This is a genomic window from Paradesulfitobacterium aromaticivorans (assembly GCF_054657415.1).
Genome location: NZ_BAAHYT010000011.1, coordinates 192,753 through 219,744, shown reverse-complemented (window position 1 = coordinate 219,744; position 26,992 = coordinate 192,753). Strand labels below are relative to the sequence as shown.

The 26,992-nt window shown below is 48.8% G+C and carries 26 protein-coding genes; 1 reads left to right on the top strand and 25 read right to left on the bottom strand.

What is annotated here, in order from left to right:
- The first annotated feature begins 447 nt into the window (after nucleotides 1–447).
- Nucleotides 448–960 (top strand): hypothetical protein, encoded by a 513-nt coding sequence (locus ACYQ2N_RS17870; RefSeq protein WP_460000776.1) that lies wholly within the window; start codon nucleotides 448–450, stop codon nucleotides 958–960.
- 15 nt (nucleotides 961–975) lie between these two features.
- On the opposite strand, the gene ACYQ2N_RS17865 is transcribed toward ACYQ2N_RS17870, so the two are convergent.
- The 25 genes from ACYQ2N_RS17865 to ACYQ2N_RS17745 all read right to left on the bottom strand — a co-directional run bounded on the left by ACYQ2N_RS17865 (nucleotide 976) and on the right by ACYQ2N_RS17745 (nucleotide 26,857).
- Nucleotides 976–1,755 (bottom strand): pseudouridine synthase, encoded by a 780-nt coding sequence (locus ACYQ2N_RS17865; RefSeq protein WP_460000775.1) that lies wholly within the window; start codon nucleotides 1,753–1,755, stop codon nucleotides 976–978.
- 27 nt (nucleotides 1,756–1,782) lie between these two features.
- Nucleotides 1,783–3,243, bottom strand: coding sequence for an ArnT family glycosyltransferase (locus ACYQ2N_RS17860; protein ID WP_460000774.1), 1,461 nt, complete (start codon nucleotides 3,241–3,243; stop codon nucleotides 1,783–1,785).
- Nucleotides 3,228–4,052, bottom strand: a complete 825-nt coding sequence (locus ACYQ2N_RS17855) for a glycosyltransferase (protein WP_460000773.1) — start codon at nucleotides 4,050–4,052, stop codon at nucleotides 3,228–3,230. The genes ACYQ2N_RS17860 and ACYQ2N_RS17855 overlap by 16 nt, the downstream gene beginning before the upstream one ends.
- 84 nt (nucleotides 4,053–4,136) lie before the next feature.
- On the bottom strand, nucleotides 4,137–4,673 hold the full coding sequence (locus ACYQ2N_RS17850; RefSeq protein ID WP_460000772.1) for a spore maturation protein: 537 nt from the start codon (nucleotides 4,671–4,673) through the stop codon (nucleotides 4,137–4,139).
- Complete coding sequence (locus tag ACYQ2N_RS17845) at nucleotides 4,670–5,251, bottom strand: nucleoside recognition domain-containing protein (protein ID WP_460000771.1); 582 nt, start codon at nucleotides 5,249–5,251, stop codon at nucleotides 4,670–4,672. Before ACYQ2N_RS17845 ends, ACYQ2N_RS17850 begins: the two co-directional genes overlap by 4 nt.
- A 150-nt stretch (nucleotides 5,252–5,401) precedes the next feature.
- Nucleotides 5,402–5,842 (bottom strand): GerW family sporulation protein, encoded by a 441-nt coding sequence (ytfJ, locus tag ACYQ2N_RS17840; protein WP_460000770.1) that lies wholly within the window; start codon nucleotides 5,840–5,842, stop codon nucleotides 5,402–5,404.
- Nucleotides 5,843–5,847: 5 nt separating this feature from the next.
- On the bottom strand, nucleotides 5,848–6,495 hold the full coding sequence (locus ACYQ2N_RS17835) for a DUF2953 domain-containing protein (RefSeq protein ID WP_460000769.1): 648 nt from the start codon (nucleotides 6,493–6,495) through the stop codon (nucleotides 5,848–5,850).
- Between the two features lie 156 nt (nucleotides 6,496–6,651).
- A complete protein-coding gene (scpB, locus tag ACYQ2N_RS17830) occupies nucleotides 6,652–7,197 on the bottom strand; it encodes an SMC-Scp complex subunit ScpB (RefSeq protein WP_460000768.1) in 546 nt (181 codons plus the stop codon).
- A 126-nt stretch (nucleotides 7,198–7,323) separates the two neighbouring features.
- The gene (locus tag ACYQ2N_RS17825; protein WP_460000767.1) at nucleotides 7,324–8,094 is read right to left on the bottom strand and encodes a segregation and condensation protein A; all 771 of its coding nucleotides are present in this window, start codon (nucleotides 8,092–8,094) and stop codon (nucleotides 7,324–7,326) included.
- On the bottom strand, nucleotides 8,094–9,068 hold the full coding sequence (gene trpS, locus ACYQ2N_RS17820) for a tryptophan--tRNA ligase (protein ID WP_460001749.1): 975 nt from the start codon (nucleotides 9,066–9,068) through the stop codon (nucleotides 8,094–8,096). The genes ACYQ2N_RS17825 and trpS overlap by 1 nt, the downstream gene beginning before the upstream one ends.
- Nucleotides 9,069–9,204: 136 nt before the next feature.
- Nucleotides 9,205–9,855 (bottom strand): site-2 protease family protein, encoded by a 651-nt coding sequence (locus ACYQ2N_RS17815; RefSeq protein WP_460000766.1) that lies wholly within the window; start codon nucleotides 9,853–9,855, stop codon nucleotides 9,205–9,207.
- Nucleotides 9,856–9,857: 2 nt separating this feature from the next.
- A complete protein-coding gene (locus ACYQ2N_RS17810) occupies nucleotides 9,858–12,422 on the bottom strand; it encodes a CBS domain-containing protein (protein ID WP_460000765.1) in 2,565 nt (854 codons plus the stop codon).
- A gap of 24 nt (nucleotides 12,423–12,446) precedes the next feature.
- Nucleotides 12,447–12,788: a hypothetical protein gene (locus ACYQ2N_RS17805; RefSeq protein ID WP_460000764.1), complete on the bottom strand. Its 342-nt coding sequence runs from the start codon at nucleotides 12,786–12,788 to the stop codon at nucleotides 12,447–12,449.
- A 99-nt stretch (nucleotides 12,789–12,887) separates the two neighbouring features.
- Complete coding sequence (locus ACYQ2N_RS17800; protein WP_460000763.1) at nucleotides 12,888–13,808, bottom strand: CorA family divalent cation transporter; 921 nt, start codon at nucleotides 13,806–13,808, stop codon at nucleotides 12,888–12,890.
- Nucleotides 13,809–13,831: 23 nt separating this feature from the next.
- Nucleotides 13,832–15,115 (bottom strand): LCP family protein, encoded by a 1,284-nt coding sequence (locus ACYQ2N_RS17795; RefSeq protein WP_460000762.1) that lies wholly within the window; start codon nucleotides 15,113–15,115, stop codon nucleotides 13,832–13,834.
- A 161-nt stretch (nucleotides 15,116–15,276) separates the two neighbouring features.
- Nucleotides 15,277–16,551 (bottom strand): ArsB/NhaD family transporter, encoded by a 1,275-nt coding sequence (locus ACYQ2N_RS17790; protein ID WP_460000761.1) that lies wholly within the window; start codon nucleotides 16,549–16,551, stop codon nucleotides 15,277–15,279.
- A 183-nt stretch (nucleotides 16,552–16,734) separates the two neighbouring features.
- Nucleotides 16,735–17,631: a succinate--CoA ligase subunit alpha gene (locus ACYQ2N_RS17785; protein ID WP_460000760.1), complete on the bottom strand. Its 897-nt coding sequence runs from the start codon at nucleotides 17,629–17,631 to the stop codon at nucleotides 16,735–16,737.
- A gap of 2 nt (nucleotides 17,632–17,633) precedes the next feature.
- Nucleotides 17,634–18,860 carry a succinate--CoA ligase subunit beta gene (locus ACYQ2N_RS17780; RefSeq protein WP_460000759.1) on the bottom strand — a complete coding sequence of 409 codons (1,227 nt, stop codon included), beginning with the start codon at nucleotides 18,858–18,860 and terminating at the stop codon, nucleotides 17,634–17,636.
- A gap of 65 nt (nucleotides 18,861–18,925) precedes the next feature.
- Nucleotides 18,926–19,771: an HpcH/HpaI aldolase/citrate lyase family protein gene (locus ACYQ2N_RS17775; RefSeq protein ID WP_460000758.1), complete on the bottom strand. Its 846-nt coding sequence runs from the start codon at nucleotides 19,769–19,771 to the stop codon at nucleotides 18,926–18,928.
- Nucleotides 19,772–19,825: 54 nt separating this feature from the next.
- Complete coding sequence (gene sdhB, locus ACYQ2N_RS17770; RefSeq protein ID WP_460000757.1) at nucleotides 19,826–20,572, bottom strand: succinate dehydrogenase iron-sulfur subunit; 747 nt, start codon at nucleotides 20,570–20,572, stop codon at nucleotides 19,826–19,828.
- Entirely contained in the window at nucleotides 20,565–22,283 is a 1,719-nt protein-coding gene (gene sdhA / locus ACYQ2N_RS17765; protein WP_460001748.1) for a succinate dehydrogenase flavoprotein subunit, read from the bottom strand. Before sdhA ends, sdhB begins: the two co-directional genes overlap by 8 nt.
- Nucleotides 22,284–22,424: 141 nt before the next feature.
- Entirely contained in the window at nucleotides 22,425–23,021 is a 597-nt protein-coding gene (locus ACYQ2N_RS17760; RefSeq protein ID WP_460000756.1) for a succinate dehydrogenase cytochrome b558 subunit, read from the bottom strand.
- Between the two features lie 37 nt (nucleotides 23,022–23,058).
- The gene (locus ACYQ2N_RS17755; protein WP_460000755.1) at nucleotides 23,059–24,414 is read right to left on the bottom strand and encodes an MmgE/PrpD family protein; all 1,356 of its coding nucleotides are present in this window, start codon (nucleotides 24,412–24,414) and stop codon (nucleotides 23,059–23,061) included.
- Nucleotides 24,415–24,609: 195 nt separating this feature from the next.
- A complete protein-coding gene (locus tag ACYQ2N_RS17750) occupies nucleotides 24,610–25,176 on the bottom strand; it encodes a DUF1847 domain-containing protein (protein ID WP_460000754.1) in 567 nt (188 codons plus the stop codon).
- Nucleotides 25,177–25,207: 31 nt separating this feature from the next.
- On the bottom strand, nucleotides 25,208–26,857 hold the full coding sequence (locus ACYQ2N_RS17745) for a sigma 54-interacting transcriptional regulator (protein ID WP_460000753.1): 1,650 nt from the start codon (nucleotides 26,855–26,857) through the stop codon (nucleotides 25,208–25,210).
- Nucleotides 26,858–26,992: the final 135 nt, after the last annotated feature.

The following is a 26,992-nucleotide window of genomic DNA, read 5'->3' as shown; positions in this document are numbered from 1 at the left end:
TTGGCGCTAGAGCCCAAACCAATAAAAAATATAACTTATATATTATCAAATACATTAGCATTATATTATACTTGCATTGGAATTTTCAAGCCTTGACACAGTACTTTGTCTAAATTCACCCAACTGCTTCGGCATAATAAAGCCGGGTTCCTTTCTCTAAGGATTCCCCGGCTTTTTGCTTGACTTTCTTAAAGTAGGTTACAACTGAAGTATTGCTTTGGGTACGTTGTGGCCGAAAAGAGCAAAAGAACGGCTGACCCGAAAATGGGTTAAGCGCTGTTTTCCTGCGCATACTAATAAAGAAAACTTACTTCAGGTGGAGTTTTAACTCCATCTGAAGTTTAGTTGAACTTATCCAGGGGCTTAGTGCCACTTAATCTCCTCCTTAAGCAGTGGGAGTCTTAGTGGCAATTAGCCATCGGCAAAAAGGCTCAAGGAGGAACACCGATGCAGAGAACGGTAACCGCGATTTTCAAAGGACCGCAGCAAACGAAAGAAGCGGTGGAAGAGATTCAGGGAGAGTCCCTGGCTAACAGTAAAATTTCAGTTTTAGTGCGTACGGAATATATCCATCAAGGAAGCTTGCAGGAGGAACTGGCCGCTGAATTAACCTATTACCCTCCGGAAATTAATCTTGACCGTTTCAACGCTTGGCTGGTACAGGCTCCACCAATGCATGTCCCTAATCTCGGTGAGGTGGTCTCCGCCGGGCCCCTGGCCAATGAACTGATGAAAAGGCCGCATGGGGAAGGACTGGTCGAAGCTCTTTTAAGCTATGGCTTGTCAGCAGACCGTGCCCGCCATTATGAGCATGAAGTGCGCACCGGGCATTACTTTGTTCTGATCACAACTGAGCACGAAAAGGTCAACTCCGTGGGCAATGCCCTGCAAAAATTTGGCGGACGCGACATCGAAAAATGGAGTAAAGAAATAGACCATCCCTTATATCCGGCCCACTAATACAGGCATAAGTACCTACTCAAGCCCGACCTCTTTCTTAAGGAGGCGCACTTCCCGGGCATTAAGCTTTCTGTACGCTCCTTGTTTCAGCTCCGGATCTAAGGACAAAGGCCCAAAGCGCACGCGCTGAAGCTTGGCCACAGGGTAGCCTACTACTTCGCACATACGCCGGATTTGACGGTTTTTCCCTTCATGAATCGTCATTTCTAACAGTTCCAGCCCGCCCTTCATGGCGGGCTTTAAACGTTTGACCACAGCCGGGGCAGTTTTGCCGTCTTCGAGTATAACTCCGTCCCTAAGCTCGACCAAAGTTCTTTCCGCAACCGGCCCTGGCAACCACACATGGTAGCTCTTCTTCACCCCATAGCGCGGGTGCGTCAGCCTAAAAGCCAGATTGCCGTCATTCGTGAGCACAAGTAGACCGGAAGTCTCATAATCCAGCCTTCCAACAGGAAAAAGCCGCACAGGGGCTTCCTTGATCAAATCCAGAACCGTCTGCCTGCCATGGGGATCGCTCACACTCGTAATAACCCCGACCGGTTTGTTCAGGATATAGTAATATAGGCCCTGGCTTTTCTTAATAAATTTTCCGTCAACGGCAATATGATCATCAGGGTAAACCTTGCTTCCGAGGATAACTATTTTCTCTCCGTTTACCGTGACATGCCCACCCAGGATGAGCTCTTCCGCATGGCGACGGGAAGCGATTCCGGCCTGGGCCAACACTTTCTGCAGGCGCTCGGGCTTTGTATCTTGAACAGGTCCCGATGTCGCTCCCTTATTTTCTTCCCTCATGATTCTAGCTGTCTCTCCTTCAACCGATTAATTTTGAAGCCTGAAAACCCCCGGCCCGACCTCCGGGTAAGATTGCCTTACTTGCTGCAAAAAACTCTCTTCCCGGGCAGTCTTCGGCAACACAACCAGGAAATTACCCGGTATTTTACCTAGATCTTGGAATGCCTGCCGGTCATCGGAGTGTATTAGCCTGAAACCCACCCGCTGGGCATAATAAAAAGTCATCGGTGGACCATCACTCAGTACCAAGACACTGTTAGGTAAAGTGTTTTCCCGAAGCCATACCGCCTGAGTTAAATAACGGGCATCCCAGATGTATTTTGGCTGAATGATCCAAGTAGAATAATAGATCACTAAAGAAATCACAATGATCCCCGCGATTGTTCCCGGAACACGATCCAGCATATCCAGAGCTGCACCTGAGAGCAGAGAGATTAACGGCACCACAGGAAGCAAGTAATAATCAAGAGAAATGCGTACGCATACCACTGTTATGTATAAAAGACTGATTCCGAGCCAGACGCTTAAGGCTATGCGGGCTGGGGAACGCTCTAAAAAAAACACACGGGCTGCTCCCACAACTGCTAGGAAAGGAATCCCGACTGATACTCCTCCACGCAAATGGCGGAAAAGCGTTTCCCAGTCTAAAACGCTATTATGGGCAACTTGCTGTGAGAGAATTCCGGATACGAATTGACTGTCCGCCGCAACCCCAATATGTACCCCTATATAGTATACCATAGGCGGAAGAAGAGCGACTAAGGTATAGAAGAAAAGACCAGCCACCTTCTTTTGGTTAAAAGGCCAAAATCCGAGTAATATTGCAACCGGAAATAACATTAATTGCGGCAGTTTCGCTAAAATAGCAGCCGCCATCAAAAGAGCCGGACCTAAGAAAGCGAGCACTTGCTCTCGCCCCCGCTTACGCTGGATTAAGCTCAAAGCCCAGATGCTGAAAGCTTGGGTTATCGGTTCGGGCATCACAACCCGCCCATAATACACAGAGAGCGGCAAGACGGCATAAATACCTGCTGCTATCAAACCCGCGCGTTCGGAGAAGATTTGGCGGCTAAGATCATAGATCCCCCAGACCGCCAGCAGGGAAAACCCGACCGCCCAAAAGCGCCCCCAAATGTCAGCCCAGCCCAAGATCGACCAGGTTACAGCCAATAAATACGGCAAAAAAGGAAATTCCAGCTCAACCCGCTGCGGTACCCTACCATCATAATTGAGATAAGGAAAAAACACAGCCGGAATATCACTAAGACGACCCAGCATGTTTAGGGCCATACTCGCGGTATCTGCCTGACGCCAGGCTTGATCGTCCAAAAGTGGATTCTCAATTCCTTTCAGCCTGAAAACCAATGCCACCACAAGTATCGCGCCTAAAACCAACTTATGTATTCCTGTCCCTGTGCCTTCTTGTAACGCAGGCTTGTTTCTTTTAGCAATAGCATCTGAAATCCGACTGTTTATTCTCCTGCCCATTCAAGCGAACCCCAATTCTTCCGTTTCAAGCGGTAAATCAAGTATAGATATCCCCAGATTGTGGCAAGGATTTTCATCTTGCTCAGCCCTTGTTTACGCTCATAGTGAAGATCAAGCGGTATCTCAGCGATCCGGCGGCAAAAAGGTGTAATTTTTAAGAGAAGCTCTACCATCCCGGCAAAGTTCCGGCTTTCAATCAAATTCTGTCCATAAAGAGTAAGTCCCTTTTCGAGAATTGAGAGCCTATAGGCCCTGTAACCGCAGGAATAGTCCCGCACTCCGCTGATTGGGAAGAAAACATGCATTACCGCACCCGCACCCCAGGAGAGAAGCCGCCGGAACGCGGCCAACCCCGTTTGTTTAGCTCCGCTTACATAACGGGAAGCTATCGCTAAATCTGCCCCCTCCCCTATCTTCGCCACAAGCGCTGGGATACACTCAGCAGGATGGGTATTGTCAGCATCCATGGTTACCACAATATCAGGGAGAGTACCCACTTCTCCCACTTCGTAGAAGAAGTTTGAGCGGAAGGACTTCGGGTCGTCGGAATGCATATCCCTTGATTTAATAACTGTTTGAAAGCCACTCAACAGAGCCTCTCCAAGTCCTTTATTCTCTTCATGCTGTACAAAGTCAAAGTTGACGTATTCCCGCTTAAGAGAGTGGAGCACTTCTCCCGTATCATCGCTACTACCATCATCTACTGCTATAATGCGGTGCTGCAAGTGTCTGCATGTTTCTTCAATATCTGCCACTAATAGCGGTAAAGCCCCTGCTTCGTTATAAGCCGGCAGAACCACAAAAAGCATACTTCTAATGCCCCCTTTCGGTTCATCAGTAGTATGCTCAAACAGCACTCAGGGCATCCTTCTCTTTACGCAATTCCAAGATTGTTAAAAAACCCGATTAACAATCCAAATTGATGCGATAAGCCCTACTAAGTCTGCCAGCAGCCCGACTTTAAGCGCGTAGCGGTATTTGCGGATTCCTACCGAACCAAAATACACAGTCAATACGAAGAAAGTGGTATCTGTACTTCCCTGCAAGGTCGAAGCCAAACGCCCAATCATAGAATCAGGGCCGTACTGATTAATGAGCTGGGTAGCTACCCCCAAGGCTCCGGAACCACTTAAAGGTCTGAGGATTGCCAGAGGAATAATCGCCGTCAGGTTAGAATCAAGGCCAAAGTAATTAAAGATGGGTGCCAACAAGCGGGCCAAGATATCAAGAGCACCGGAATCAATGAAAATGCGAATCGACACGAGCATCCCGATCAAAAACGGCAGTATTCTCACTCCGGTCTTGAAACCTTCTTCCGCTCCCGCCACAAAAGACTCATACACAGGAACCTTGCGCCAGTAAGCCAGCACCGGAATTAATAGGAGGAGCAGGGGAATTGCCCAGCGCGAAATCTCAGCGATGATGTTCATTGTATCCTCCTGTGCCTGAAGATAAAATCGGCAATAATTGCCACTGTCATGGCACATCCGGTTGCAAAAATAGTAGTACCTATGATCTCGGTCGGGTTAAGTGAGTTAGCTTTTAATCTCACTCCGATAATCGTTGCCGGAATCAGAGTGATACAGGAAGTATTCAGGGCCAGAAAAGTAATCATTGCCGGACTGGCCACTTCCGGATTGTGATTTTCCTTTTGCAGTTCCTGCATGGCCTTAAGCCCGAAGGGAGTAGCCGCATTGCCCAAGCCTAAGATATTGGCGCTCAAATTCATGATAATAGCCCCTAAGGCAGGACTTTCAGGTTTAAGCGATGGGAAAAGCTTGCGAATCACAGGCCCGAACACGCGGGCTACCAGGCGGATAAATCCCGCTTCCTCGGCCAGACGCATAAGCCCCAGCCACAAGCTCATAACCCCGATTAATTCGATAGCCACTTCAACTCCCAACTCAGCGGCCTTCATCGCCGAGGTGGTAACTGTTTCGATCCGGCCGGTAAAAGCCGCTATGATTATTCCGGTAGCGAGCATAATAAGCCAAATGAAATTAACCATATTCCATCCCCCTTGTCTCAAATTTATGACCGGGGGGATAGGATTAGACCGCAAAAAAGACTGGCTATCGTCCCTGCAGCCAGTCTTCGGGTGGTATTAAAATCCAAGATCTTTATTCACTAACGAATTCTGAGTTCAGAGCAGCCTGACTTATTCATCAGCCATAATAGTGACATCACTTGGCTCTTCCTTTTTCTTAAACATGCCGGACACTTTGTCCAAAAGGTCTGGCACAGCATCAATTACCCGATCTACAATTAAATTTCCTTCCACAGGCAACAGCCTTACCTGGCCATTACCCACAACTAAAAAACCGACTGGCTGTACCGAAACTCCTGCCCCGCTGCCCCCCCCAAAGGGTAAACCAGACTTCTCGTTTTCCTGAGAATCCCCATTATTCCCTTTGTGGCCCTCAGGCGGTGGAAACTCACTGCCACCGGCCGCGAAGCCGCAGGCCACCCTTGAGACCGGAATAATAACTGAGCCATCCGGAGTTTCAACAGCATCACCGACAATCGTATTCACATCCACCATCTGCTGAATGCTTTCCATTGCCGTTTTCATAAGAGCTTCAATTGGATGATTCGCCATCCCGTCTACCCCCTTAGTTCACGCACCAGAGTCCGCACCAAATTTAATCCGGCAAAAATAATATGGCCGATTCGCAACTTGAATATACAATGAATATCACACGAAAACCCTTGTTTCTGAAAATCCGGTACGACTTCCAGCAGCGGCCGTTTCACCTCGACCTTAATCTGGCGGTAAAATCGGGCGAGAGAGTACCCGATGAGAGCCCAAAAAGCGCCTGCAGCCAACCCGGTTTGCGTCGGATCCTTATACCCTATGGCAAAGCGCCATTCCAACTCAGTGCAGTGAATACCCTGATAAAAACGGGCCTTCGCCTGCTGCAGCCTGGTTAAGAAATAGGGAAAGCGCGGCCAGAAACGGTAGAAGAATCGCTTATGTACATAGCGCATGCGCATCTCGCTCTTACCCTCACGTTTGCCGGCAGCAGCAGAACTGACATTCTGTTTTAATTCTAGTTGCGGCCCTTGCTCCCATTCCAATTGAACGGTGGGAATCTCCACCTGAAACTTCCAAATCCCATGTAAGATGCTTAATTCGAGCTCAATATGATCACACTCTTTAATTCGCCGGTAACGGAAATCCACCACCGCTCTGAGGGCCATCACAACAGCAAGCCACAAGAGCGCAGCGATGAAGAACGCCAAGAAGCGCACGGAACCACCTCTTCGAGGTTCGATATTCGAGATTCGATTTTCGATAAGTGTTAGCCTTCCCGGGCAAAGCAATAAATATACCGGGCGCAGGCACCCGGTATATTTACATACTCTACAACAATAAACTCAGTTCTTGCACTGCTATAAAACATATGATTATTCCTCGACCGCGCTGGCACTCTCAGCTAGGACTTCTGTCTGCAAATTTGGCAACTCAGCGAGTGAACGCAAACCAAAATGAACGAGAAACTTCTCCGTGGTTCCGAATAAAATAGGACGGCCAGGTCTCTCTTTGCGTCCCACTTCCTTAACCAGCCCTTTCTCGATCAAGGTTGCCACAGCTCTGTCAGACTGAACTCCGCGCAGAAAATCAATTTCTCCTCTGGTAGTCGGCTGCTTATAGGCGATTATGGAAAGCACTTCAAGAGCTGCCGCTGACAGACTCTGAGTAGGCTGTTTGTAAAGGACTTCAATGTAGGAAGCCAGTTCAGGCTTGGTAGCGAGCTTAAATCCGTCATTTACACGGATGAGCGCCAAACCACGCTCTGGGGCTGCATAAATCTGTTCCAATTCCTGCACTAGTTCGGCAACCTCAGAAGACGTCAAGTTAAGGAGGTCAGCCAAAGATGCCAGAGTTAGCGGATCTTTAGCCACGAACAAAAGCGCTTCCAAGGCAGCCATTTCTTTCTCGCGAAAGAGCATTACACCTACTCCTGTCCCAAACTATTATCGATATAAAACTATTATCGATACTAAAACCATTCTGATACCAAGCCTTCCGGCCGAATTATCGTAAGTTGCAGCTGCGGTACCGCAAATTGCAACGCATTAATCCGTTACTTGAACATCCAGCAAAGCTTCTTCCGTGGGAAACACTGTGATGTCACTTCGATGCGTGGGTTGCTCAGCCCGGATTTTACCGGATTTAAGGAGTTCAAGCACAGATAAAAAAGCCATCACCACTTCAAGGCGCGAACTAAAACGCAGGAGGGTCTGAAACCGAATTCCATGCGGATTAAGAACCACACGGCGCAAAACATCCCGCGCCATGGCCTCGATGGTGATTTCTTCGGGAGCTATGCGGCGGATTTCTTCACCTTGCTCTGCCCGCTCGAACACCCGCCTGAATGCCTCGATCAAATCCCCAAACCCGACTCCCTTGAGGGGATCTTCTTCAGGCGGGAAAGAAGCAAGTATCCCTTCAACATCAATTTCGCGAAAATAAGTATGTCCGGAAGACGACTCATACGAGGCGAGAATCTCTGCCGCCTGCTTAAATGAGCGGTAAGCGAGCAATCGTTCCACAAGCTCCCGCCGTGGGTCCTCTTCCTCAACCTCCTCTTTTTCAGGCTTGGGTTTAGGGAGCAGAAACAAAGACTTAAGATAAAGGAGTTGGGCAGCTAAGACCAGAAATTCGCTGGTCACTTCCATATCCAGATAGTCCATGTCCCGCACTGCTTCTACAAACTGGTCAGCAATGCGGGCGATTGGAATATCCCAGATATCTACTTTTTCCTGTTGGATCAAGTGCAAAAGCAAATCCAACGGTCCTTGGAAGGCAGGCAGCTGAACATAGGGAAGGCGGCGTCCCTCTTCCATTACAGGCCCATCGCTGTGCGAACTTCTTTCATGGTCTCCTGCGCCGTAGCCCGCGCTCGTTCCGCTCCTTCTTTCAGCACTTTTTCCACGCGTTTTCCTTCAGCCCAATAAGCGCGTCTCTCTCTGAAAGGAGCAAGAAGTTTATCTAAGTTATTGGCCAAATTTCTCTTACAGGCTACACACCCGATTTTACCGCCGCGACAGTTCTCTTCGACTTCCGCAATCTCAGGTGTGTAAATTTCGTGAAACTTATGCACGATACACACTTCGGGGTGGCCGGGGTCATCCTTGCGCAGGCGCGCAGGGTCTGTAATCATTTGCTGCACACGCGTCCAGATCTCCTCAGATGAGGCCGTGAGAGAAATAGCATTATCGTAGCTTTTACTCATCTTGCGCCCGTCCACGCCTGGAAGCAGCGGAACTTTGCCGATCAAAGCCTTAGGTTCCGGGAACACCGGCTCATACATATGATTGAACCTGCGGGCCACTTCCCTGGTTAACTCAACATGCGGAATTTGATCTTCCCCCACTGGAACCGCATCAGCTTTGTAAATCAAAATATCTGCAGCCTGCAGGAGAGGATAACCTAAGAAGCCATAAGTGGAGAGATCTTTTCCATCCTGGCCCAGCTGTTGAAGCTGATCCTTGTACGTGGGCACGCGTTCGAGCCAGGATAAAGGAGTAAACATGGAAAAGAGCAAATGTAGCTCGGCATGTTCCTTGACCTCGGACTGAATGAAAATCGCGCTTTTTTCCGGATCGATTCCGACACAGAGCCAGTCAAGGGCTATCTCCCGGCGAAGAGCCGACAGATCAAGACAATCGGCATACCCGGTGGTAAGGGCATGCCAGTCAGCAATCGCAAAATAACTTTCATATTGAGACTGAAGCGCAACCCAGTTCTGAATCACGCTCAAATGTCCAATGTGCAAAGAGCCGGTTGGCCGCATGCCGCTGAGTATTCTTGGCATCAGATACACTTCCTTTATTGATTAGTAATGTAGAAGAGATTATATTTCTGACTACTTAGGAGTCAGGAGTCAGGAGCCAGGAGCCAGAATGAGACCTGGTATTCTGAATTCTGAATTCTGAATTCTGAATCCTGATTACTTACCTAAAAAACGGAGACAGGATAAGAATCGCGATAGTCCGGTACAGGTTAAATAAAAACATGACTGCAGGCTGCAAAATTTTCCCCAGGACATTCGTAAACAGAACCAAGAGCAAAATAATCATGCCGTATTGTTTGAGGGCCCAAAATTGCTCCGCATAGCGGCTGGGTAAAAAGCCGCCGATGACAGAAAATCCATCCAACGGTGGAATAGGCAGCAGGTTGAATATTCCAAGCCCCAAATTCATAAACACTATGGCCATAAACACCTCGGATACCACCGGAGCCCAAGTCGTATCGTACATCCATTGGAGCGTCATTACCCACAACAGCATGCTTACAAATGCGATCAACAGGTTCATAACCGGCCCGGCCAAGGCTACCAACATCTCGCTCCGCAAAGGATTGCCGCGGAAGTTGTTGGGATTTATTAGCACAGGTTTAGCCCAGCCAAAACGATAGAAAAGCGCCATCAGCGTCCCGAAAATATCCAGATGTGCTACCGGATTGAGGGTAAGACGCCCTGTCAGACGCGGAGTCGGGTCACCCAAGCGGTCCGCCATCCAGGCATGCGCAAATTCATGAAAGGCAAACCCGATTAAGAGCGCGGGCACATTGGCAATCAAACTCGGGAGATCAAAATTAAACAAATTCACTCCATTCCTTTCGTCCGGAATTCCTTTACACGCAGCAATTGTATCACGAATTCTTTTTCTTCAGCTTCAGACCCTATCTTCCCTTCGAGCCAGGCCTGACGGACTCTCCTAAGCACTCTCCCAACAGCCGGTCCTTCCTTCACTCCCAGTGAAAGCAAAGCATGACCGTCAAGTCTCATCTTTAAGTTCGTCAAAGCCTTAACATAACCCTGCAAAGATTCTTTCAATTCTTGATCAGATGCGAGTAGTTCCACCAGCCAGCGGGCAGTATGCGCCAGCTTGGCATCTATCTCCCCCAGAGTGAGAGGACTGCTCTTTAATTCTGTTTTTAGACGTACATATTCCTGAGTGCGGGCGCGCAGTTCGCGGTTCAGCCTAAGCCCCTCAACGATACTCTCAATGTCTCCGGCACTCATTTTAATTAAACTCTTAATCCAGTTACGTGCCAGTAGTAGAGATGCCCCATCAGTTTCGGTATTCCAGGGAAACTCCTGCCCAAACCAGGTTTTTAGAACTCCCAGTTCCTGCAAAGACTCAATTATCCCGGGATAATTCTCTTCTTGAAATATGAGCATAAATTCGTCCGTGAATCGTTCCATACTAAGCTTTCGCAGAACACCTGCAGTCAGCGCAGTCTGCGCGGCATCAACAGTCTCTTTCGCCAGACTGAAGCGATAACGGCCCGCGAAGCGGAGCGCTCGCAGCATGCGCGTGGGATCATCAATAAAGCTTAAGTTATGCAAGAGCCTTATTTCCCCTTGCTGCAAGTCGCGCAAGCCGCCATAATAATCTATTAATTCCCCGTAGCGTTCCCCACAGAGAGCAATTGCCATCGAGTTGATTGTAAAATCGCGCCGGAACAAATCATCGCGCAGGCGAGACTCCTCCACCTGCGGGAGAGCACCAGGAAAGGCATAATATTCCCAACGAGTGCTGGCTACATCGAGATGAGTGCCATCTGGAAAAGAAATACGCGCCGTGCCGAATTCGGAGTGCAGGGTCAGCTCTCCTTGCGGCAGGCGGCGGTACAGAGCCTGAGCAAAGCGAAGTCCGCTCCCTTCTACGACAAAGTCCAGATCCTGGCTGGGCCTAAGCAAAAGCAGGTCGCGTACAAACCCACCTACTAAGTACACTGAACATTCCTGGTCGTTGGCAACTTCCCTCACGATCTTGATTGCAGAAGACAAAGAGGAAGGCAACCGTTCAAGTAGATCAAGAATATCCTCGCGCATAGCCTGACTGCGCTGGCGCGCTAAGGCTGCCTCGATCGGGACTGCACTGCCGTGAATAATGCGCAGGACATCGGAGCGCGATACTATCCCTACTACTTTTCCGTCCTCGACCACCGGCACCCGCCCAATGTCATGCTGCACCATCAGCCTCTGGATTTCTTCCCACGGGGCATTTGAGTCAACCGTAATTACCTCTGAAGTCATGAAGCCTTTAACCGGAGCGTGTTCCAGCCGGTGCTGCAGGGCTTTCTCCACATCCCGACGCGAGATAATCCCAATCACTTTGCGCTCCCGGTCCACGACTGGGACGCCGGTATGCCCGTATTTCAGCAGGATCTGTTCCACATCTGCCAGCTTCATATCCGCAAATACAGCCTTGACCGGAAAACTCATCATATCTCTGGCAGTGTACGGATGGTGCACACGCCCCTGGATTTCCGCGCGCAGTTTTGCCAGAGCGCCATCCACATCTCCACCCTTCAGGGTGGCTGAGGCCGCCTTGGGATGCCCGGACCCGCCAAATGCCTGTACTATTTCATTGACCGCCAACCCTTTGCCCCGTGAACGAGCAACCAGGTACAGGCGGTTTTCCATTTGCACCAGCAAAAACCAGGTGTCCGCTCCTTCCAGTTCTCCCACCCGGTGAGCCAGGAGGGCTAAACCTCCTATATACTCTTCGATCTTGGCATAGGAAATGTACACCTCAACCCCGTCAAACACTTCCGTGCGTCCATGATCGAGCAGTTCCTGTAAAAGCGCTTTTTGCTCGTCTGAGAGTCCTTTGCGCAGTAATTCCGCAACAACGCTCAAATTAGCGCCTTGCTCCAATAAATAAGCTACGGCCCGGACATCGCGCACGGTGGTGTTTTCAAAAAGCAAACTACCGGTGTCATCGTAAATGCCCAAAGCCATCAAAGTAGCCTCAAACGAGCTCAGAGGAAGCCGCAGACCCGACAGCCGCTCTACCAGAAGGGTAGTACACGCTCCGACCGGCTCAATAACCCATCCCGGGTGGAGTGTGCCGGTGTAGGGATGATGGTCATACACTTCCAGTTCAATTTCAGACATGTGAGCAACTTTATCTCCCAAGCCCCCTGCACGCCGCAAGTCATGCGTATCCACAAGCACTACCCGCTTAACCTCAGCTAAGTCCACATTCTGCGCCCGGCGAAAGGACAGGCGGTCTTTGGCCAACGCCAAAAAGTCCTGGACATAAGGATTTGATTTTCCGTCCATGACAAAAAAACTGTTGGGATAGAGTTTTTGGGCAGCTACGAGGGACGCCAAAGCGTCAAAATCAAGCTGGCGGTGCGAGAGAATGATATTCATAGACCCGTCCCTAAAAGTACAATTCTAAACAGCTTGGTTGATTTCTTCAGTCGCCTGATCAATTTGAGCCTGAGATAGTCCGCTTTTCAGAAGGTTAAAATTAATGGCATCCGCCCAAAAAGCGCACTTGGAAGTCATCTTCTTAAAAACCTTACCCTTGCTCTTACTACGCTTCGAGCGCGAATCAGCGTTGGACTGCACAATTGAGCATATGTAGCGGGCTTTGACAAGGTCATCTTGCTCCATCTGCTGGAAATTGGCATTTAATTCGTCCATGACACTGTGGTAGTATTCCGAAAACTCTTCGAATGGAATTTCATCATCCATATGCAGGTACTCTTTTAACTTCTCAAACAGTTTTTCCATACCGTCCTCCTGAATTAACACAATCGCGGCTATTATACATCTGTTTACCGATTATGGCAAGAGACACGAAATCTTATGATAATAGACCTCACCATCATCTCACTTCAACCATTTCTGCCTCCAGAAGTACCAAAAAGCCATGGCAGCAATTAGCACTGAAACAGTATAAAAAACAGGCAACCCATAAGGTTTATCAAGCAGAGGCATATTGTGAAAATTCATGCCAAAAAAACTGGTTAAGAGGTTTATCGGCAGTAAAATCGTGGCCATGAGGGTGAGGAGCTTCATGATATCATTGGAGCGGTTGTCAACTGCCGCTTGGTAAGCCTCACGCAAGTTTTCCACCAATTCATGAGTCTGGCGCACATTATCCAATTCCCTCTGGGTATCAGAAACAAGATCCCGCCAGAGGGCTGGACCAGCGGAAGGCTGGAAATCCGCAAGCCTATTAAAGACAGATTGATGCAAATTCAGGGATTTTTTAAGACTCAGCACTTTGCGGTGCAAGCCGATAATGCGCGCTTGCTGCCACGCCCGCGGACCCTTTAAGATCTCCACTTCCAGATGATCCATCTCTTCTTCTATCTGTTCGAGCCTAGCCTGGTGATGTTGCAGTACTGTAAGGCCCAGGATCTGTGCTAAATCTATGGGGTCAGTTAGCATGCCGCGTTGGGCCCAGATAGCTATTTGTTCCCGAGTGAGCTCTCCCCAACCTATCAACACAAACGAGTTCTCAGTCAGGAGAAGGCACAACCGCATTTCCCGCCCGTTGTCATCGAGATCACAAAAACACCCATAGTGAACTTTAGGGCCTAAATGTTCGAGAAACGGCCCAACGCGGGTCTTGTTAAACAATTCTTCATTAAATTCCAATTTTACGTCAAAGAGCTGATCGTGCCCCGTCCGTAATTCGTCTAAGTCCGCAACCACCAGCCGAAAACAATCATGGGCGCACACATCTTCTAAGCGAGCGCCCACTTCCTTGAGACCATCATTATAGACAAGAAACTGCTCCATCATAAAATCCCTTCTTGAGTCTAATCCTAGTTAGGCGGAGCAAGAATCTCCACCTCGACGATAATGTCTTCCTGAGCCTTCTCCAGCTTAGCATTATCCTGCTTAACATTCTCTAACTCAACTTTGTCTAACTTGTGAGTGGATACGGCACGTTCTGAACGATCTTCCATACCCTCTTCTCTGCCCGCGCCATCGTCCAAACCTATATCTTGAGCCTGCTCATATTCTCCGTCCTTTACCTCCTTAGCACCCCCATTTTTAGCCGGGAGTAAATTCTTTTCCTTAACTTCCTCTCCCTGAGCTACCTGACTGCTCACTCGCCGCGAAAAAACATCTACAGTTTTGCCATTACTAAAGAAATCACGGGCGACTTCTTTCGACTCCTGGGTGTTAACCTGCCAGTAACTAATTCCTTTCTCAGTCACAAAATTCCCGGGCAGAGTCTGGGAAATGACTGCCGCTTGGTCAAGACGCACCATGACATTGGCCATGGCCAACATCTCTGTTAGCTTAAGATCAGTCTTGACCGCACGGACAATCTGAGGAATCACCTTCGGCAGTTTGGGCAACGTCTTAAACTGGATTAATTCCTGAGCAGCCGCTTTTAAGACTGCCTGTTGGCGCATCGTGCGCGAGATGTCTGCCAGCGCATCCTGACGGAAACGGGCGTATTGCAGCGCTTGAGTTCCGTTTAGACGCTGGGTTCCTCGCTTAAGGTCAATAATCCCATCGTTTTGATCTCCTGTCTCGTAGTACATGTCTTTTTCCACTGTGAGAGTTATCCCTCCCAGCGTATCAATGGTGTCTTTAAACCCAGCAAAATCAGTCAACACATACCCATCAATCTTTAAGCCCAATAGTTTTTCGAGCACTTTCTTGGTCGTATCCAAACCTGTACCGACTCTGGCTGCCATATTAATTTTACCCGTCCCGTACCTTGGAATTTCCACTTGTGTATCCCGCGGCACGGATAGGAGCGCAATTTGACCCGTTTGGGCATTTACCTGAGCTACTACCAAGGTGTCAGTGTTGCTGATTGATGGCTCCCCCGGCCTGCTGTCAACTCCTATCAAAAGCACTGTTAACCGGCGCACAGAAGTGGGCGGCGGGGGCATAAATTCAGCTTCGGGCTCCTGTCCCTCAGCCTTGTCCATAATCAGCTCAGGTGGAGGTGCCTGGTAATTGGATAAGGATGTGAAAGCAAAGGCTACGCCAATCCCAAGAACCAGGCCAAAAATTATCAAACTGAGGATTTTTTTAGGTTTACCGATTTTGCTCCAGTTGGCGGAACCCTCTCTTTTCCTTTTCATCATAGCGCCCTCACTCTTTTTGTCAACTAATTTATAGCATCGACAAGAAAGGAATATTTATGCTCGTGTCGTAGGGAAATTTGCCTTTATTAGAGAAATAAAAAGCTGCCGCCCTTAACAATTTTAGGACGGCAGCTTCAAACAGCAGTTCAATTTGAATTCTAAAAATAGAAAATCAGCAAATACACCATGGCAATTGCCACGGATACCAGCATCATCGGAAACGCCAGCTTCATGTACTGAACGAATCGCATCGGGTAACCGTTCTTCTCAGCAATGCCGGCGACAATCACATTGGCAGAAGCCCCGATGATCGTGCCGTTTCCTCCAAGGCAGGCTCCCAGAGAAAGTGCCCACCACAGCGGCTCCAAAGCTTGGGGTGTGAGCCCGCCCAAATTCCCCATCTGGTGAATTAACGGAATCATGGTTGCCACAAAAGGAATGTTGTCCACAAATGCGGAAGCAATCGCAGAAAGCCAGAGAATCAGCATGCCTGTGAACACAAAATTCCCGGCTGTTACTTCCAAGGCCCACTGAGCAAGCTTATTAATCAGCCCTGTCTCAACTAACCCCCCAACCACAATGAAGAGGCCGAGGAAGAAGAAAATCGAAGGCCACTCCACAGCCAGCAGAATGTCCTCAGGCTCCGCCTTGGCAATAAGCATGAGCAGGGCTGCTCCGGATAAGGCAATGGTGGCAGACTCCAGGTGCAACGCCTGGTGCAGGACAAACCCTATAATGATTAGGGCCAAGACAAACACGCTTTTCTTGAGTAGCTTATAATCTTTAATCTCATCGCGCGGATTAACATTGGTCACGGCACGTTTGACCTCATCAGAGACTTGAAGCTTTTTACGGTACAGAAAATAGAAAATTCCCATCGTAACAATATGAATAACAATGATTACAGGAGTTAAATTCATAAGAAAATCCACAAAGCCCAAATGTGTTTGGCTTCCAATCATAATATTGGGCGGATCACCGATGAGGGTAGCAGTGCCGCCGATATTACTTGCCAAAATCTGGCTGAACAAAAAAGGTATCGGATTAAGTCCAAGGCTGTCCGCAATCGTAAAAGTAATGGGGGCGATCAGCAAAACAGTGGTAACATTGTCCAGAAAAGCGGACAGAATTGCGGTTACAGTCGCTAACGCTATGAGTATCCTGATCGGTTCCCCTTTGGCAATCCGTACTGCTTTCAGGGCTAAGTACTGGAAAACACCGGTGCGGCGGGTAATGCCCACAACGATCATCATTCCGATCAATAGCCCTAAGGTATTCCAGTCAATATGCTCAATAGCCTTTTCCTGTCCCAGAACCCCCGCCAAAATCAAGAGCATTCCGCCTAATAACGCGGCAATGGCGCGGTGCACTTTCTCTGAAATGATCAGAACGTAAGTAAGCACAAAAATAATTAGAGCAATAGTGGCCTGCAAAAGAATCACTCCTCCTTAGTCATGACTAATCCCGGAACTACGACCTCCTCCTGCCGCCTTCCGGGATGCGCAATAAGGGGGTGGTTTGCCCACCCCCTTATAGTATTGTCTTCATAATATTACATCATTCGTCTTATTTTGGGAAGTATTGAAAAGATTTTTAAGAAAATATTTTAAGGAGATCTACTTAAGCACCTCTTTAAGCAGCGGTATCAGGTCATCAAACCGCTCAAGCACGTGTGCCCCCGCGGACTTAAGTTTAGCCATTTTTTGCGAAGGCTTGCCTGCACCGCCGGCAATCATGGCACCCGCATGCCCGAACACCGTCCCCTCCGGCATCGATTCCGTGAAGCGACCCGCCACAAAACTGAACAAAGGTTTATTAAACTGACCTGCTTGAATAAGCCCTGCCGCATCTTCTTCGAAACTGGTGCCGGGTTCGGAAAAGGTCACAACCGCCTCAGTTTCGGAGTCTGCTTGATAGAGCTTGAGCAAATCACTAATGGTTGTGCCGATTAAGGCGTCCCCGCCGATACTTACAGAAGTACTGACCCCATACCCGGCCCGTTTAACCATCCAGGAGGTCTCGGCTGTCATGCCACCGCTGCGCGAGATTACCCCTACCCGCCCCGGTGCAAAGCAGCGTTCCACTTTGTCCCCGCCGATGGCCCCAACTTTCACCCGGTCCTTGGGAGTTATCATGCCAACTGAATTAGGTCCGATGACTTGTACCCCTGCTTGTTTAGCTCGGGCCAGGAATTTAAGGGCATCACCCTGGGGCACATTTTCCGTGGCAATAAGAATGAGTTTGACCCCACAGGCAATTCCCTCAAGCACTGCATCATAGACAAATGCCGGAGGAACATAGACAACCGAGGTGTTAACTCCGTGCACCTGTACCGCTTTTTTCAAAGTATCATAGACCGGCACCCCATGAACGTCCTGTCCTTCTTTGCCGGGTGTGACTCCCGCCAAAATTGTGGTCCCGTAGTCTAAGCTGTGTTTCGTTACCATCGCTGCTTCGCGGCCGGTGATTCCCTGAATGGCAATGCGTGAATTTTTATCTAACAATATGGACATCCTTAGTTCCTCCCCTCGCCGGCCTCAAAAGCCTGTACTCTTGCCACGATGCGCTTGGCAGCTTCCGTAATCGTAGCATCATCCCCGTAATACTCAATGCCGGCAGCCGTGAAAATTTCCCTTGCCACTTCGTCATTAACCCCTGCTTCCCTAACCACCACCGGAAAGGTTGCCGGATCTTTGCCCAAGTCTGTGAGAGCCTGCACGACCCCTTTGGCCATGATATCAACCTGTGTGTTGTTCGTAATGTTATGCGCGACAAACAGCCCTTTAACCCCCGGTTTGGAGAGAATCCCCTTGGTAATGCCGTAAACCTTACGTTCGGGCGGGTTGCCTCCCACTTCACTGTAATTGGCAGGTTTACCGCCAAATGAAACGATGGCATCAAAGGACAGTAGGCTCCCGCCCCCACCCCCACAGAGGAAACCGATGTTTCCTCCATCCATTTCGGTGTAGCGGGCCGTGCCCCGATACGGGTCAGCTTCATTTACTTCAACCATCTCTTTTTCTAATTCTGTCAGGGGACGCCATGCCCTTTCGCTCCCTAACTGCACCATATTGCTGAGTTCAGGATGGCGGTACATAGCACTATCATCAACACTCATCACGGAAGCCGCTGCCATGACTTCTCCGCTTTCAGTCAGAACAAGCGGGTTGATCTCTAACAGGGTCGCATCTTTTTCATTAAAAATCCGGTAGAGCCTGACCAAAGCCTGGGTGGCTAAGGTGAGAGGCTTGCCGCTGAGACCGAGTCCTGCCCATATTTCCTTAGCCTCGTACTCAGCCAACCCGAAAAGAGGGTCAACATGTCTGGTGCATACTTTTTCGGGTTTCTCCCGGCTCAGTTCCTCCACATCCACTCCGCCCTCAAGGCTGGCGATGATCACAGGTGCCTGCTTCCCTTTGTCCACAGTAATCGAAAGATACCATTCCTGAGCAATCGCGATTTTCTCTTCTACCAACACCTTCTCCACCGGGAAATGCCTTACTGTCATGCCCAGAAGCTCTCGGGTAAGGCTTTCCGCTTCTTCCCCGTTGGGTGCAAACTTAATAGCCCCGGCTTTTCCCCTTTTGCCAACAGGAACGAGCGCTTTTAACACGACCGGGAAACCTAGTTTTTCCCCTTTCTCCCGAGCCTCCTCAGGGGTATGGGCTACTGCGCTTTTCGGAACAGAAACTCCGTATTCGGCGATGACTTGTTTACTGAAGTTCTCAAGAATTTTACCCACGAGTTTTCTCCCTCCTCTACCAACACTTGTGCAGCCTTCCAACCCTTATCATCCTGCGTTAACGTCTATGATTGCCCGTATTGGGCCAGCACCTGTTCGGCCCGCTTCAGCACCGGCTCGTCCAGCATTTTGCCCTTCCACTGCACCGCCCCTTTGCCTTCCGCTTGGGCCTGGCGGTAAACCGAAACTATTTGACGGGCATCTTCAATCTCCTCGGCAGGCGGGGTAAACATTTCGTTAACAACCTCGATCTGGGCCGGATGAATGACCAGCTTACCCTTAAAACCCACGAGCTGAGCCGCAAAAGTATCCTTACGCAACCCCTCTTCATCTTTAAGTGCCGGATACACCGTATCCACCGGCCCTTCTAAGCGGGCGGCAGCAGAGGCTCCGACCAGGCGAGCCCTGGCATAAGCCAAAGTTGAAGAATCTCCGGTATAATTCAAACCGAGATCAAGGGAATAGTCGAGAGCCCCAAAGACAAGACGTCTTACCCTTCTGCTCGCCTGGGCGATTTCCAATCCCTGCTCGACCCCAGCGGCTGTTTCGATTAAAGGATAAATCCCGATCTCACTATCCGTTCCCATCACCTGGGTAATAACCCAGCAAACCTTCTTAACATCAGTAGCGATTTCTGCTTTCGGCAGCATGATTCCGTCCGGATTAAGCGGAAGCACTGCCAGCAAATCTTTAAGGGCCCAGGGCGAAGTCACGGCATTCATGCGCACAAGCACCGGTTTGGCTTTTCCATCCTTGAGCAGCGCCTCTATATTGGCCCGGGCCTGCTCTTTCTCGGCTGGAGCCACCGCATCTTCTAAATCTAAGACCACGATATCAGCCGTTGAAGTCAGCGCTTTTTCCGCCTTTTTCAGATCACTGGCAGGGGCAAAGAGAAATGTTCGGCCTCGCATGCAATCACCCTTTCTACTTGACTATCCTCTATGAGAATTCCTTAAAAATATAAACTACCTTCCAAGCCATTTCTTCACAGCGTAGGCAGATGTCTCCCGATTAAGCTTGGCAATCGAGCGGGTCAAAGGAATGTCTTTCGGGCAGGCCTTGGCACAGTTTTGAGCATTGCCGCAGTCTGCGATCCCTCCTTCGCCCATTAACGCTTCTAAGCGAGCCTCTTTCTGCAAAGAGCCGGTCGGGTGCGAGTTGGCAAGGTCAACCTGTGCGATAGCAGCAGGCCCGATAAATTTGCTCTTGGAGTTGACATTGGGGCAGGCTTCCATACAGCAGCCGCAGGTCATGCATTTGGACAATTCATAAGCTGCTTCCTGTACTTTTTGTGAGATCTTGGGCCCCGGACCCATGTCATAGGTGCCGTCAATATCAATCCAGGCTCTGACCTTGCGTAAATTAGCAAACATTACCTGCCGGTCAACCACTAAATCCCGAATAAGTGGGAATTTAGTTAGCGGAGCCAGGCGAATCGGCTGCTTTAAATTATCTACCAAAGCAGAACAGGCTTGGCGCGCTGTGCCGTTAATGATCATCGTACAAGCTCCGCACACTTCCTCCAGGCAGTTACAGTCCCAGGCCACCGCAGTAGTTTCCTCTCCCTTGGCATTAACCGGATTTTTCTGAATTTCCATCAGGGCAGCCACTACGTTCATCTTAGGAAAATACGGTACTTTAAATTCCTCCCAATAAGAAGGTGCTTGAGGATTATCGGAGCGTTTGATAATAAATGTTATTTCTTTAAGCATTGGCCATCGTCACCTCTTTTGCAACATCGTAACGACGCTGGCGCGGTTTAATATAAGCAGTATCGACCGGTTCATAACTGAAACTAGGACCGTCCGCCGAAAATTTAGCTTTGGTCGTCTTGAGCCAGTTCTCATCGTCCCGCTCGGGAAAATCAGGTTTGTAATGAGCACCCCGGCTTTCATTGCGGTGTAAGGCTCCTAAACTAATGACCCTGGCTAAGTGCAGCATGGTCCAGAGTCTGCGGGTAGAAGGAACAATCTGATTGCCCCAGGCTACCCCTGCACCGACACCGATATTGTGATAGCGCTCAATCAGTTCCTGAATTTTCTCATCCGTCGCTTTAAGCCTGTCATTGTAGCGGACGACCGTGACATTTTCCAGCATCCATTCCCCTAATTCCTGATGAAGCTTATATGGGTTCTCCTTGCCCTGCATCTTGAAAATCATTTGGTTGCGCTCATCTTCCCGTGTCTTCGCGGCTTGGTAGAGCGTTTGCGGCAGATCAGTTGAACTTTTGCTTAAGCCTTTGGCATACTCAATTGCTTTGGGCCCTGCTACCATGCCCGCATAAATCGCCGCCACCAGAGAATTCCCGCCCAGACGGTTTGCTCCATGGTACTGGTACTCACACTCCCCAGCGGCAAAAAGCCCAGGGATATTCGTCATTTGGTCATAGTCGACCCAGAGCCCGCCCATCGAATAATGCACAGCCGGGAAGGTCTGCATCGGGACCTTGCGCGGGTCATCCCCAACGAACTTCTCATAGATATCGACGACCCCTGCGAGCTTACGGTTAATCTCTTTAGGATCGAGATGGGAAATGTCGAGATATACCTTGTTTTCTCCGTCCACTCCCAGCTTCATGTCCACACAAACTTTGAAAATGGCCCTGGTGGCAATATCCCGCGGCACCATATTGCCATAAGCAGGATACCATTCCTCCAGGAAATACCATGGTTTTCCATCTTTATAGACCCAGACCCGGCCGCCGTCTCCCCTGATGGACTCAGACATCAGGCGCAGTTTGTCTCTGCCCGGAATGGCGGAAGGGTGAATTTGAATAAACTCGCCATTGGCATAGGTCGCTCCCTGCTGGTATAAGGCTGCAGCTGCCGCCCCGGTGTTGATCGTGGAATTGGTACTGCGCCCAAATATCATACCTAAGCCGCCTGTGGCCATAATCACTGCATCAGCCGGGAACACTTGTACCTCTAAACTTTTCAGATCTTGTACCACGATTCCGCGGCAGCGTCCCTCATCATCCTGAACAATCGATAAGAATTCCCATTCCTCATAGCGCCTCACCAAACCCACATCTTCATAGCGGCGCACTTGCTCATCAAGCGCATAAATAAGCTGTTGCCCTGTAGTAGCCCCTGCAAAAACCGTACGCGAATACTTAGCACCACCAAGTCGCCGTACGTCAATAAAACCTTCCGGGGTGCGGTTAAATGTAACTCCCATGCGGTCCATCAAATAAATAATGCTAGGAGCCGCTTCAATCATATTCTTGACCGGAGGTTGATTCGCCAGAAAATCCCCGCCGTAAATCGTGTCATCAAAATGCTCCCACGTGGAATCTCCCTCGCCCTTGGTATTTACAGCGGCATTAATTCCACCCTGCGCGCACACAGAGTGTGAACGCTTACAAGGAACCAGGGAAAACAAATCTACTTTGTGGCCGCTTTCGGCAATCTTAATCGCACTCATAAGCCCGGCAAGACCGCCGCCAACCACAATAACTTTATTTGCCACAACTCCCCCTCCTTCTTTTCTGAATTCTTAAGTTCGTAATGATTCTGCTCAAATCGCAAAATGCAGTAATAATTATAAAACGGCATTTGGCTCTTCTTATTTGAATGCCAGTAATGCGTTGACTCCGACAACTGTTAAGAGCACAAATACTAGTGTGGACACGTAAGCTGCTTTTCTCTGGGCACCTTCCCCAATCGTAATTCCCCAGGAAACGAGGAAGGACCAAAGACCATTGGCAAAATGAACGAAAGTGGCAATCAAGCCAATGAGATAAAGAGCAATAACCACAGGATTGCTAAAAGCCTGGGCGACCACGCTAAAGCTGATCTCACCGGAGGAAGAAAAACGTAAAATCAGGACATGCCAGCCCACAAAAACGAGCGTTATGAGAGCGGTGATCCTCTGAACATAGAAAAGCCAGTTGCGGAAATAGGAATAAGCCAGAACATTGTTGCGCGTCAGATACACGACCCAGATTCCGTAAAGCGCATGAAATAAAATAGGGGCAAAAATTATCACAGCTTCCAAGGCCCATAAATAAGGGAGACTGTGAAGCAAGGCCACCCCCTGATTAAAAGCGTTCTCTCCCTTTACCGCTAAGGAGTTGATGAACATATGTTCCACTAGGAATATCCCAATCGGAAATATGCCGGATAACGAATGCAGTTTGCGCCAGAAAAACGAATTTGCCACTGCTAAAACCTCCTCTCTTGCTTATATATGTGTTGCCTCACTGGGCGAAACCACGCTGTAGCATCTCAGACAAATCTGTGATGTTCTCCAGTTCATCAACGGCAACGATCATATTTTCTACTCCCGCCAGGGAGAAGTGAAGCTTAGCCAATTCCCGGAACTTATCCACTAACTGTTCATGTGTCACAGGGTTTTCCGGATCACCTTGGGGATAATCTGTTCTCCCCACGTGGGTTGTCCCTGCTGTATCTGTAATCTCAATCACAGCGGGCCATTTCTCCGGGTAAAGGGCGGTGATCTCCGCATCTTCCACCAGTTCCACTTTCGAGAGAAGAGCGCGGATCGCAGGGTCGTTCAGATTCTCTGGGCTGAACTCGTTTATGCCTGCTTTTCTTGCTGTTGCAGCCAGCGAAACGCAGAAAGGAAGACTGAATTTGGCAGCATACAGGGAATCAGGAGCAAAATTACCTGTGATGTCAATGGCAATCGGGTAGGTCTTTACTACAATCTTTGCGATCTGTTCCGGCTTGAGGTTATGTTGCTTGACCAACTCCAACACTACGTCAATCGCATGGTGCGTATGACGGCAGGAAGCATGAATCTTATAACAGTTTTCCATGATTTTGAACCCTTGGCCCAGACCGGAGGTGATTTTCTCTAAGTCATATTCCATAGCCGTAGCCCGGACAAACCCTTTCTCTCCCTCGAGTATCTTTTTGGCTGCGGTAAACCCTTTTTGTGCCAGGAGAGCAGAGAGCAGACCATTGAGACAGGATTTACCCGGGTGCAGATGCTTGCTCATAGCCCCATCAGCCAAGAACTCCCATAAGCCCGCAGCCTGGGTGCCGGCACTCCCTAGGGCATCCGTCATTTGCTCTTCATTCAGACCTAGAATTTTACCTGCAGCCGCTGCTGCTCCGTAGGTTCCGACTGTACCGGTAGTATGCCAGTAATAGTAGTGTGCCGGTGTCACTGCTTCCCCGATTCGAATGGCCACTTCATACCCCACTACTATTCCTTCAAGTAAGCTTTTCCCGGAGGCTCCTGCTTTCTCGGCTGCTGCCAGAGCAGCCGGGATAATCGCAGCCCCAGCATGGAGAATGGACGCTTTATGCACATCATCAAGCTCAACGATGTGGGAGATCGCGCCATTAACGAGCGCAGCCATAATGCTTGAGGTTTTCTTGCCCGTGCTTAACACCGTGGCCTCGGGATTTCCTCCCATCTCCTCTACAACTGCAAGCATGATCTGTCCAGGCGGTTTTTCTGCACCCGCCGCCGCTGACCCTAGCCAGTCAAGAAAAGCATCCTTGGCCGCCAGAATTACCTCCGGCGGGAAATCATCATAACGCGCGTCAACTGTAAAACGAGCTAATTCTTGCGAGATTGTCACACTCCAACCCTCCCAGTAATAAAGTCATACTATTTTGAATTTGCAATTTGCGTGCCAACTGGAATTTGCCTTAAAAACCTGAAATCAAGTAAGAAAAAAGCAACCGGCAAAATTGCTTCGTTGCTTGTCGTTCATAATATTAACACGAGCAGTATTGTAGTTGTCTCGAAATTGAACAGTGAATCGCCTTTATTATTAGAACTTCTTTCGCCAATAGTTCGAATAAATTGCTCCCAACGGATTATGGGCCAGAACCCGATCTTTCACAACCAAAGTTGTAACCGGTGCCTTGGAATATTTGGTAAATAGCATATCATGCCCCACACATAATCCCACAATAATGTTAAGTTGGGTTTCTTCTTTGTTCAAATATTTCGCCTGGCCAATTGGGTTACATGCCGCTTCATAGCGTCCCGGCTTGACATTGGGCACATTAAATTCTTTCTTGTCCACACCACATACCTTACAACATACTGAATGAACTTCAAAATGTTTTTTAAGAATAGCGGTAATTTCTTTGGCCTCTTTACTCAGCCCAACACAAAAACCTATGCCTAAGCGGCTAAACTCCATTTCGCGACTAAAGCGAATGAGCTCTTCGAGTCTTGGTATTTGCATGTAATATTCTGCTTCAAGTCTACTCGCAATAGCTAATATCTGCCGATTTTCCTCAATCTCATATTCCGGCTGGCTATATCCTTGGTCATAACAACTTTTTCCTTGATAACAAGCATTACCTATTTTGCAATCAGCGCAATTCAAGGTCTTCCCTCCTTTACTCCACCCTGTTAATCTAATGGGACAACCATTGTTCTGGTAGGGAGCTTAACTTTTTCCATAATGTTGTACGACTAATCTTCAGTTTTTGAGCAACTATCGTTCTATTCCCATCATAACGCCGCAGCATCTCTTTAATAATTTGACTTTCTATTTCATCCATGGCTGCGGGAGCTACCGTCAGAGGTGCTTCTAGTTCGGAAGTCCCAAAAGACTCAAAAGATTCAAGTTCAACTTCTGGCTTTTTTCCATGGATAGAATCGCTATCCCATAGTTCGGGGAAAAAATTCAGCAGTTCCAAGTATGACGGAGTATCCTGTCTACCGACAAGAACGGCATAACGTTCTAATACATTCTCCAATTCCCGTACATTTCCAGGCCAGCTATAGTTCTGCAAGGCTTGGGAAAATTCTTGGTTCATACGGGGTAGGTAACCTAATTTATCTTCTAAACGATCAAAAAAATGATGAATTAATAAGGGAATATCCCTGACCCTCTCCCGCAAAGGCAACAGGCGAAGATTAAGAACATTTAGCCGGTAATACAAGTCATCACGGAAACGTCCTTCTTCAACAGCTTCCCGCAAATTTTCATTACTTGCAGCAATCACCCTTACATTAACAGGTATCATCCGCTCTCCGCCTACGCGTCGGAGTTCTTTTGTTTGAAGTACCCGTAAAAGCCTGGCTTGCACACTCATCGGCATTTTCCCTATTTCATCCAGAAAAATAGTTCCTTGGTGTGCAAGTTCAAAAAGCCCGACTTTTCCGCCTTTTTTGGCCCCTGTGAATGATCCTTCTTCATACCCAAAAAGTTCGCTTTCCAATAAGTTTTCCGGAAGAGCTGCACAGTTAACTGCTACAAAAGGCCCGGACGAACGAGTACTTTCAGCATGAATACTTTGGGCAAATAGCTCTTTCCCGGTACCACTCTCTCCCCAGATCAACACTGTAGCATCAACCTGGCTAAACCGTTTGGCAATACTAATCGTTTCTTTTAAGCCTTCGCCTACTAGATCTGCAAAAGTGTAGTGTGAGACCAAGCCTTTTGCAAGAACTACCCTTCGTCGACGTTCGATTTCCATACGTTCCCGGCTGCGCAAATGCAGAAGATCCCGCGCTTGCTGTAAAGCGTTGCCCACTGTGCTCTGGCTGGAGAGGACAAGCACACCTTCCATCCCATATGCCTGGGCTAGACGCACCCCGTAATGCCCGCCGCCGACCACCACTTCGCACCCTTCCTGATGTGCCTTGGTGATTTGAGAAGCTAGTTCGGTGGTGTTACGGTAAGGATAATATAAAACCTCAACTCCCAAGATTAAGCGTACCTGTTCGACAAAAACAGAGTCATTAAGACCATGGTAAGCAAAATATCCTAAAGAGGATCCCAATGTTTTTCCGTGTGCAAGAGCCTGCAAAACATCAAAATCACTGGGCGCGACTGAGACAACAGGAAGGGAAAGGTTAACCTTAAGTAGTTCGGCTGTACCTCCACGGCTTATAATTACATCAATTTGTTCAAGATTCATAAGGCTTTCCACTTGATGAAGAGCATCCTCTAAAACAGCCTCTACTATTATTACTTGTAATTCCAACCCTTTGGCTACCTCTCTTACCATAGCCGTCAGATCAGGATAAGCTGATGTAACCACAACTTTGCCTATCATTACTTCACCTCATGCCCGTACAAGACGCAAACTGTTACTCCTTTGGTATTCATGATTCTAGTCCAAGGCCTAAATACCTGCTTGTCAGACACATGATTCGAAAAAGGTGGAGCCCCGTATCAAAACGGGGCCTAT

What these genes read in the sequence shown, in the direction of transcription:
- ACYQ2N_RS17870 (WP_460000776.1), top strand. Translation starts at nt 448, where the DNA reads ATGCAGAGAACGGTAACCGCGATTTTCAAAGGACCGCAGCAAACGAAA.
- ACYQ2N_RS17865 (WP_460000775.1), bottom strand. Translation starts at nt 1,755, where the DNA reads ATGAGGGAAGAAAATAAGGGAGCGACATCGGGACCTGTTCAAGATACA.
- ACYQ2N_RS17860 (WP_460000774.1), bottom strand. Translation starts at nt 3,243, where the DNA reads ATGGGCAGGAGAATAAACAGTCGGATTTCAGATGCTATTGCTAAAAGA.
- ACYQ2N_RS17855 (WP_460000773.1), bottom strand. Translation starts at nt 4,052, where the DNA reads ATGCTTTTTGTGGTTCTGCCGGCTTATAACGAAGCAGGGGCTTTACCG.
- ACYQ2N_RS17850 (WP_460000772.1), bottom strand. Translation starts at nt 4,673, where the DNA reads ATGAACATCATCGCTGAGATTTCGCGCTGGGCAATTCCCCTGCTCCTC.
- ACYQ2N_RS17845 (WP_460000771.1), bottom strand. Translation starts at nt 5,251, where the DNA reads ATGGTTAATTTCATTTGGCTTATTATGCTCGCTACCGGAATAATCATA.
- ytfJ (WP_460000770.1), bottom strand. Translation starts at nt 5,842, where the DNA reads ATGGCGAATCATCCAATTGAAGCTCTTATGAAAACGGCAATGGAAAGC.
- scpB (WP_460000768.1), bottom strand. Translation starts at nt 7,197, where the DNA reads ATGCTCTTTCGCGAGAAAGAAATGGCTGCCTTGGAAGCGCTTTTGTTC.
- ACYQ2N_RS17825 (WP_460000767.1), bottom strand. Translation starts at nt 8,094, where the DNA reads ATGGAAGAGGGACGCCGCCTTCCCTATGTTCAGCTGCCTGCCTTCCAA.
- ACYQ2N_RS17810 (WP_460000765.1), bottom strand. Translation starts at nt 12,422, where the DNA reads ATGAATATCATTCTCTCGCACCGCCAGCTTGATTTTGACGCTTTGGCG.
- ACYQ2N_RS17805 (WP_460000764.1), bottom strand. Translation starts at nt 12,788, where the DNA reads ATGGAAAAACTGTTTGAGAAGTTAAAAGAGTACCTGCATATGGATGAT.
- ACYQ2N_RS17800 (WP_460000763.1), bottom strand. Translation starts at nt 13,808, where the DNA reads ATGATGGAGCAGTTTCTTGTCTATAATGATGGTCTCAAGGAAGTGGGC.
- ACYQ2N_RS17795 (WP_460000762.1), bottom strand. Translation starts at nt 15,115, where the DNA reads ATGAAAAGGAAAAGAGAGGGTTCCGCCAACTGGAGCAAAATCGGTAAA.
- ACYQ2N_RS17785 (WP_460000760.1), bottom strand. Translation starts at nt 17,631, where the DNA reads ATGTCCATATTGTTAGATAAAAATTCACGCATTGCCATTCAGGGAATC.
- ACYQ2N_RS17775 (WP_460000758.1), bottom strand. Translation starts at nt 19,771, where the DNA reads ATGCGAGGCCGAACATTTCTCTTTGCCCCTGCCAGTGATCTGAAAAAG.
- sdhB (WP_460000757.1), bottom strand. Translation starts at nt 20,572, where the DNA reads ATGCTTAAAGAAATAACATTTATTATCAAACGCTCCGATAATCCTCAA.
- sdhA (WP_460001748.1), bottom strand. Translation starts at nt 22,283, where the DNA reads ATGAGTGCGATTAAGATTGCCGAAAGCGGCCACAAAGTAGATTTGTTT.
- ACYQ2N_RS17745 (WP_460000753.1), bottom strand. Translation starts at nt 26,857, where the DNA reads ATGATAGGCAAAGTTGTGGTTACATCAGCTTATCCTGATCTGACGGCT.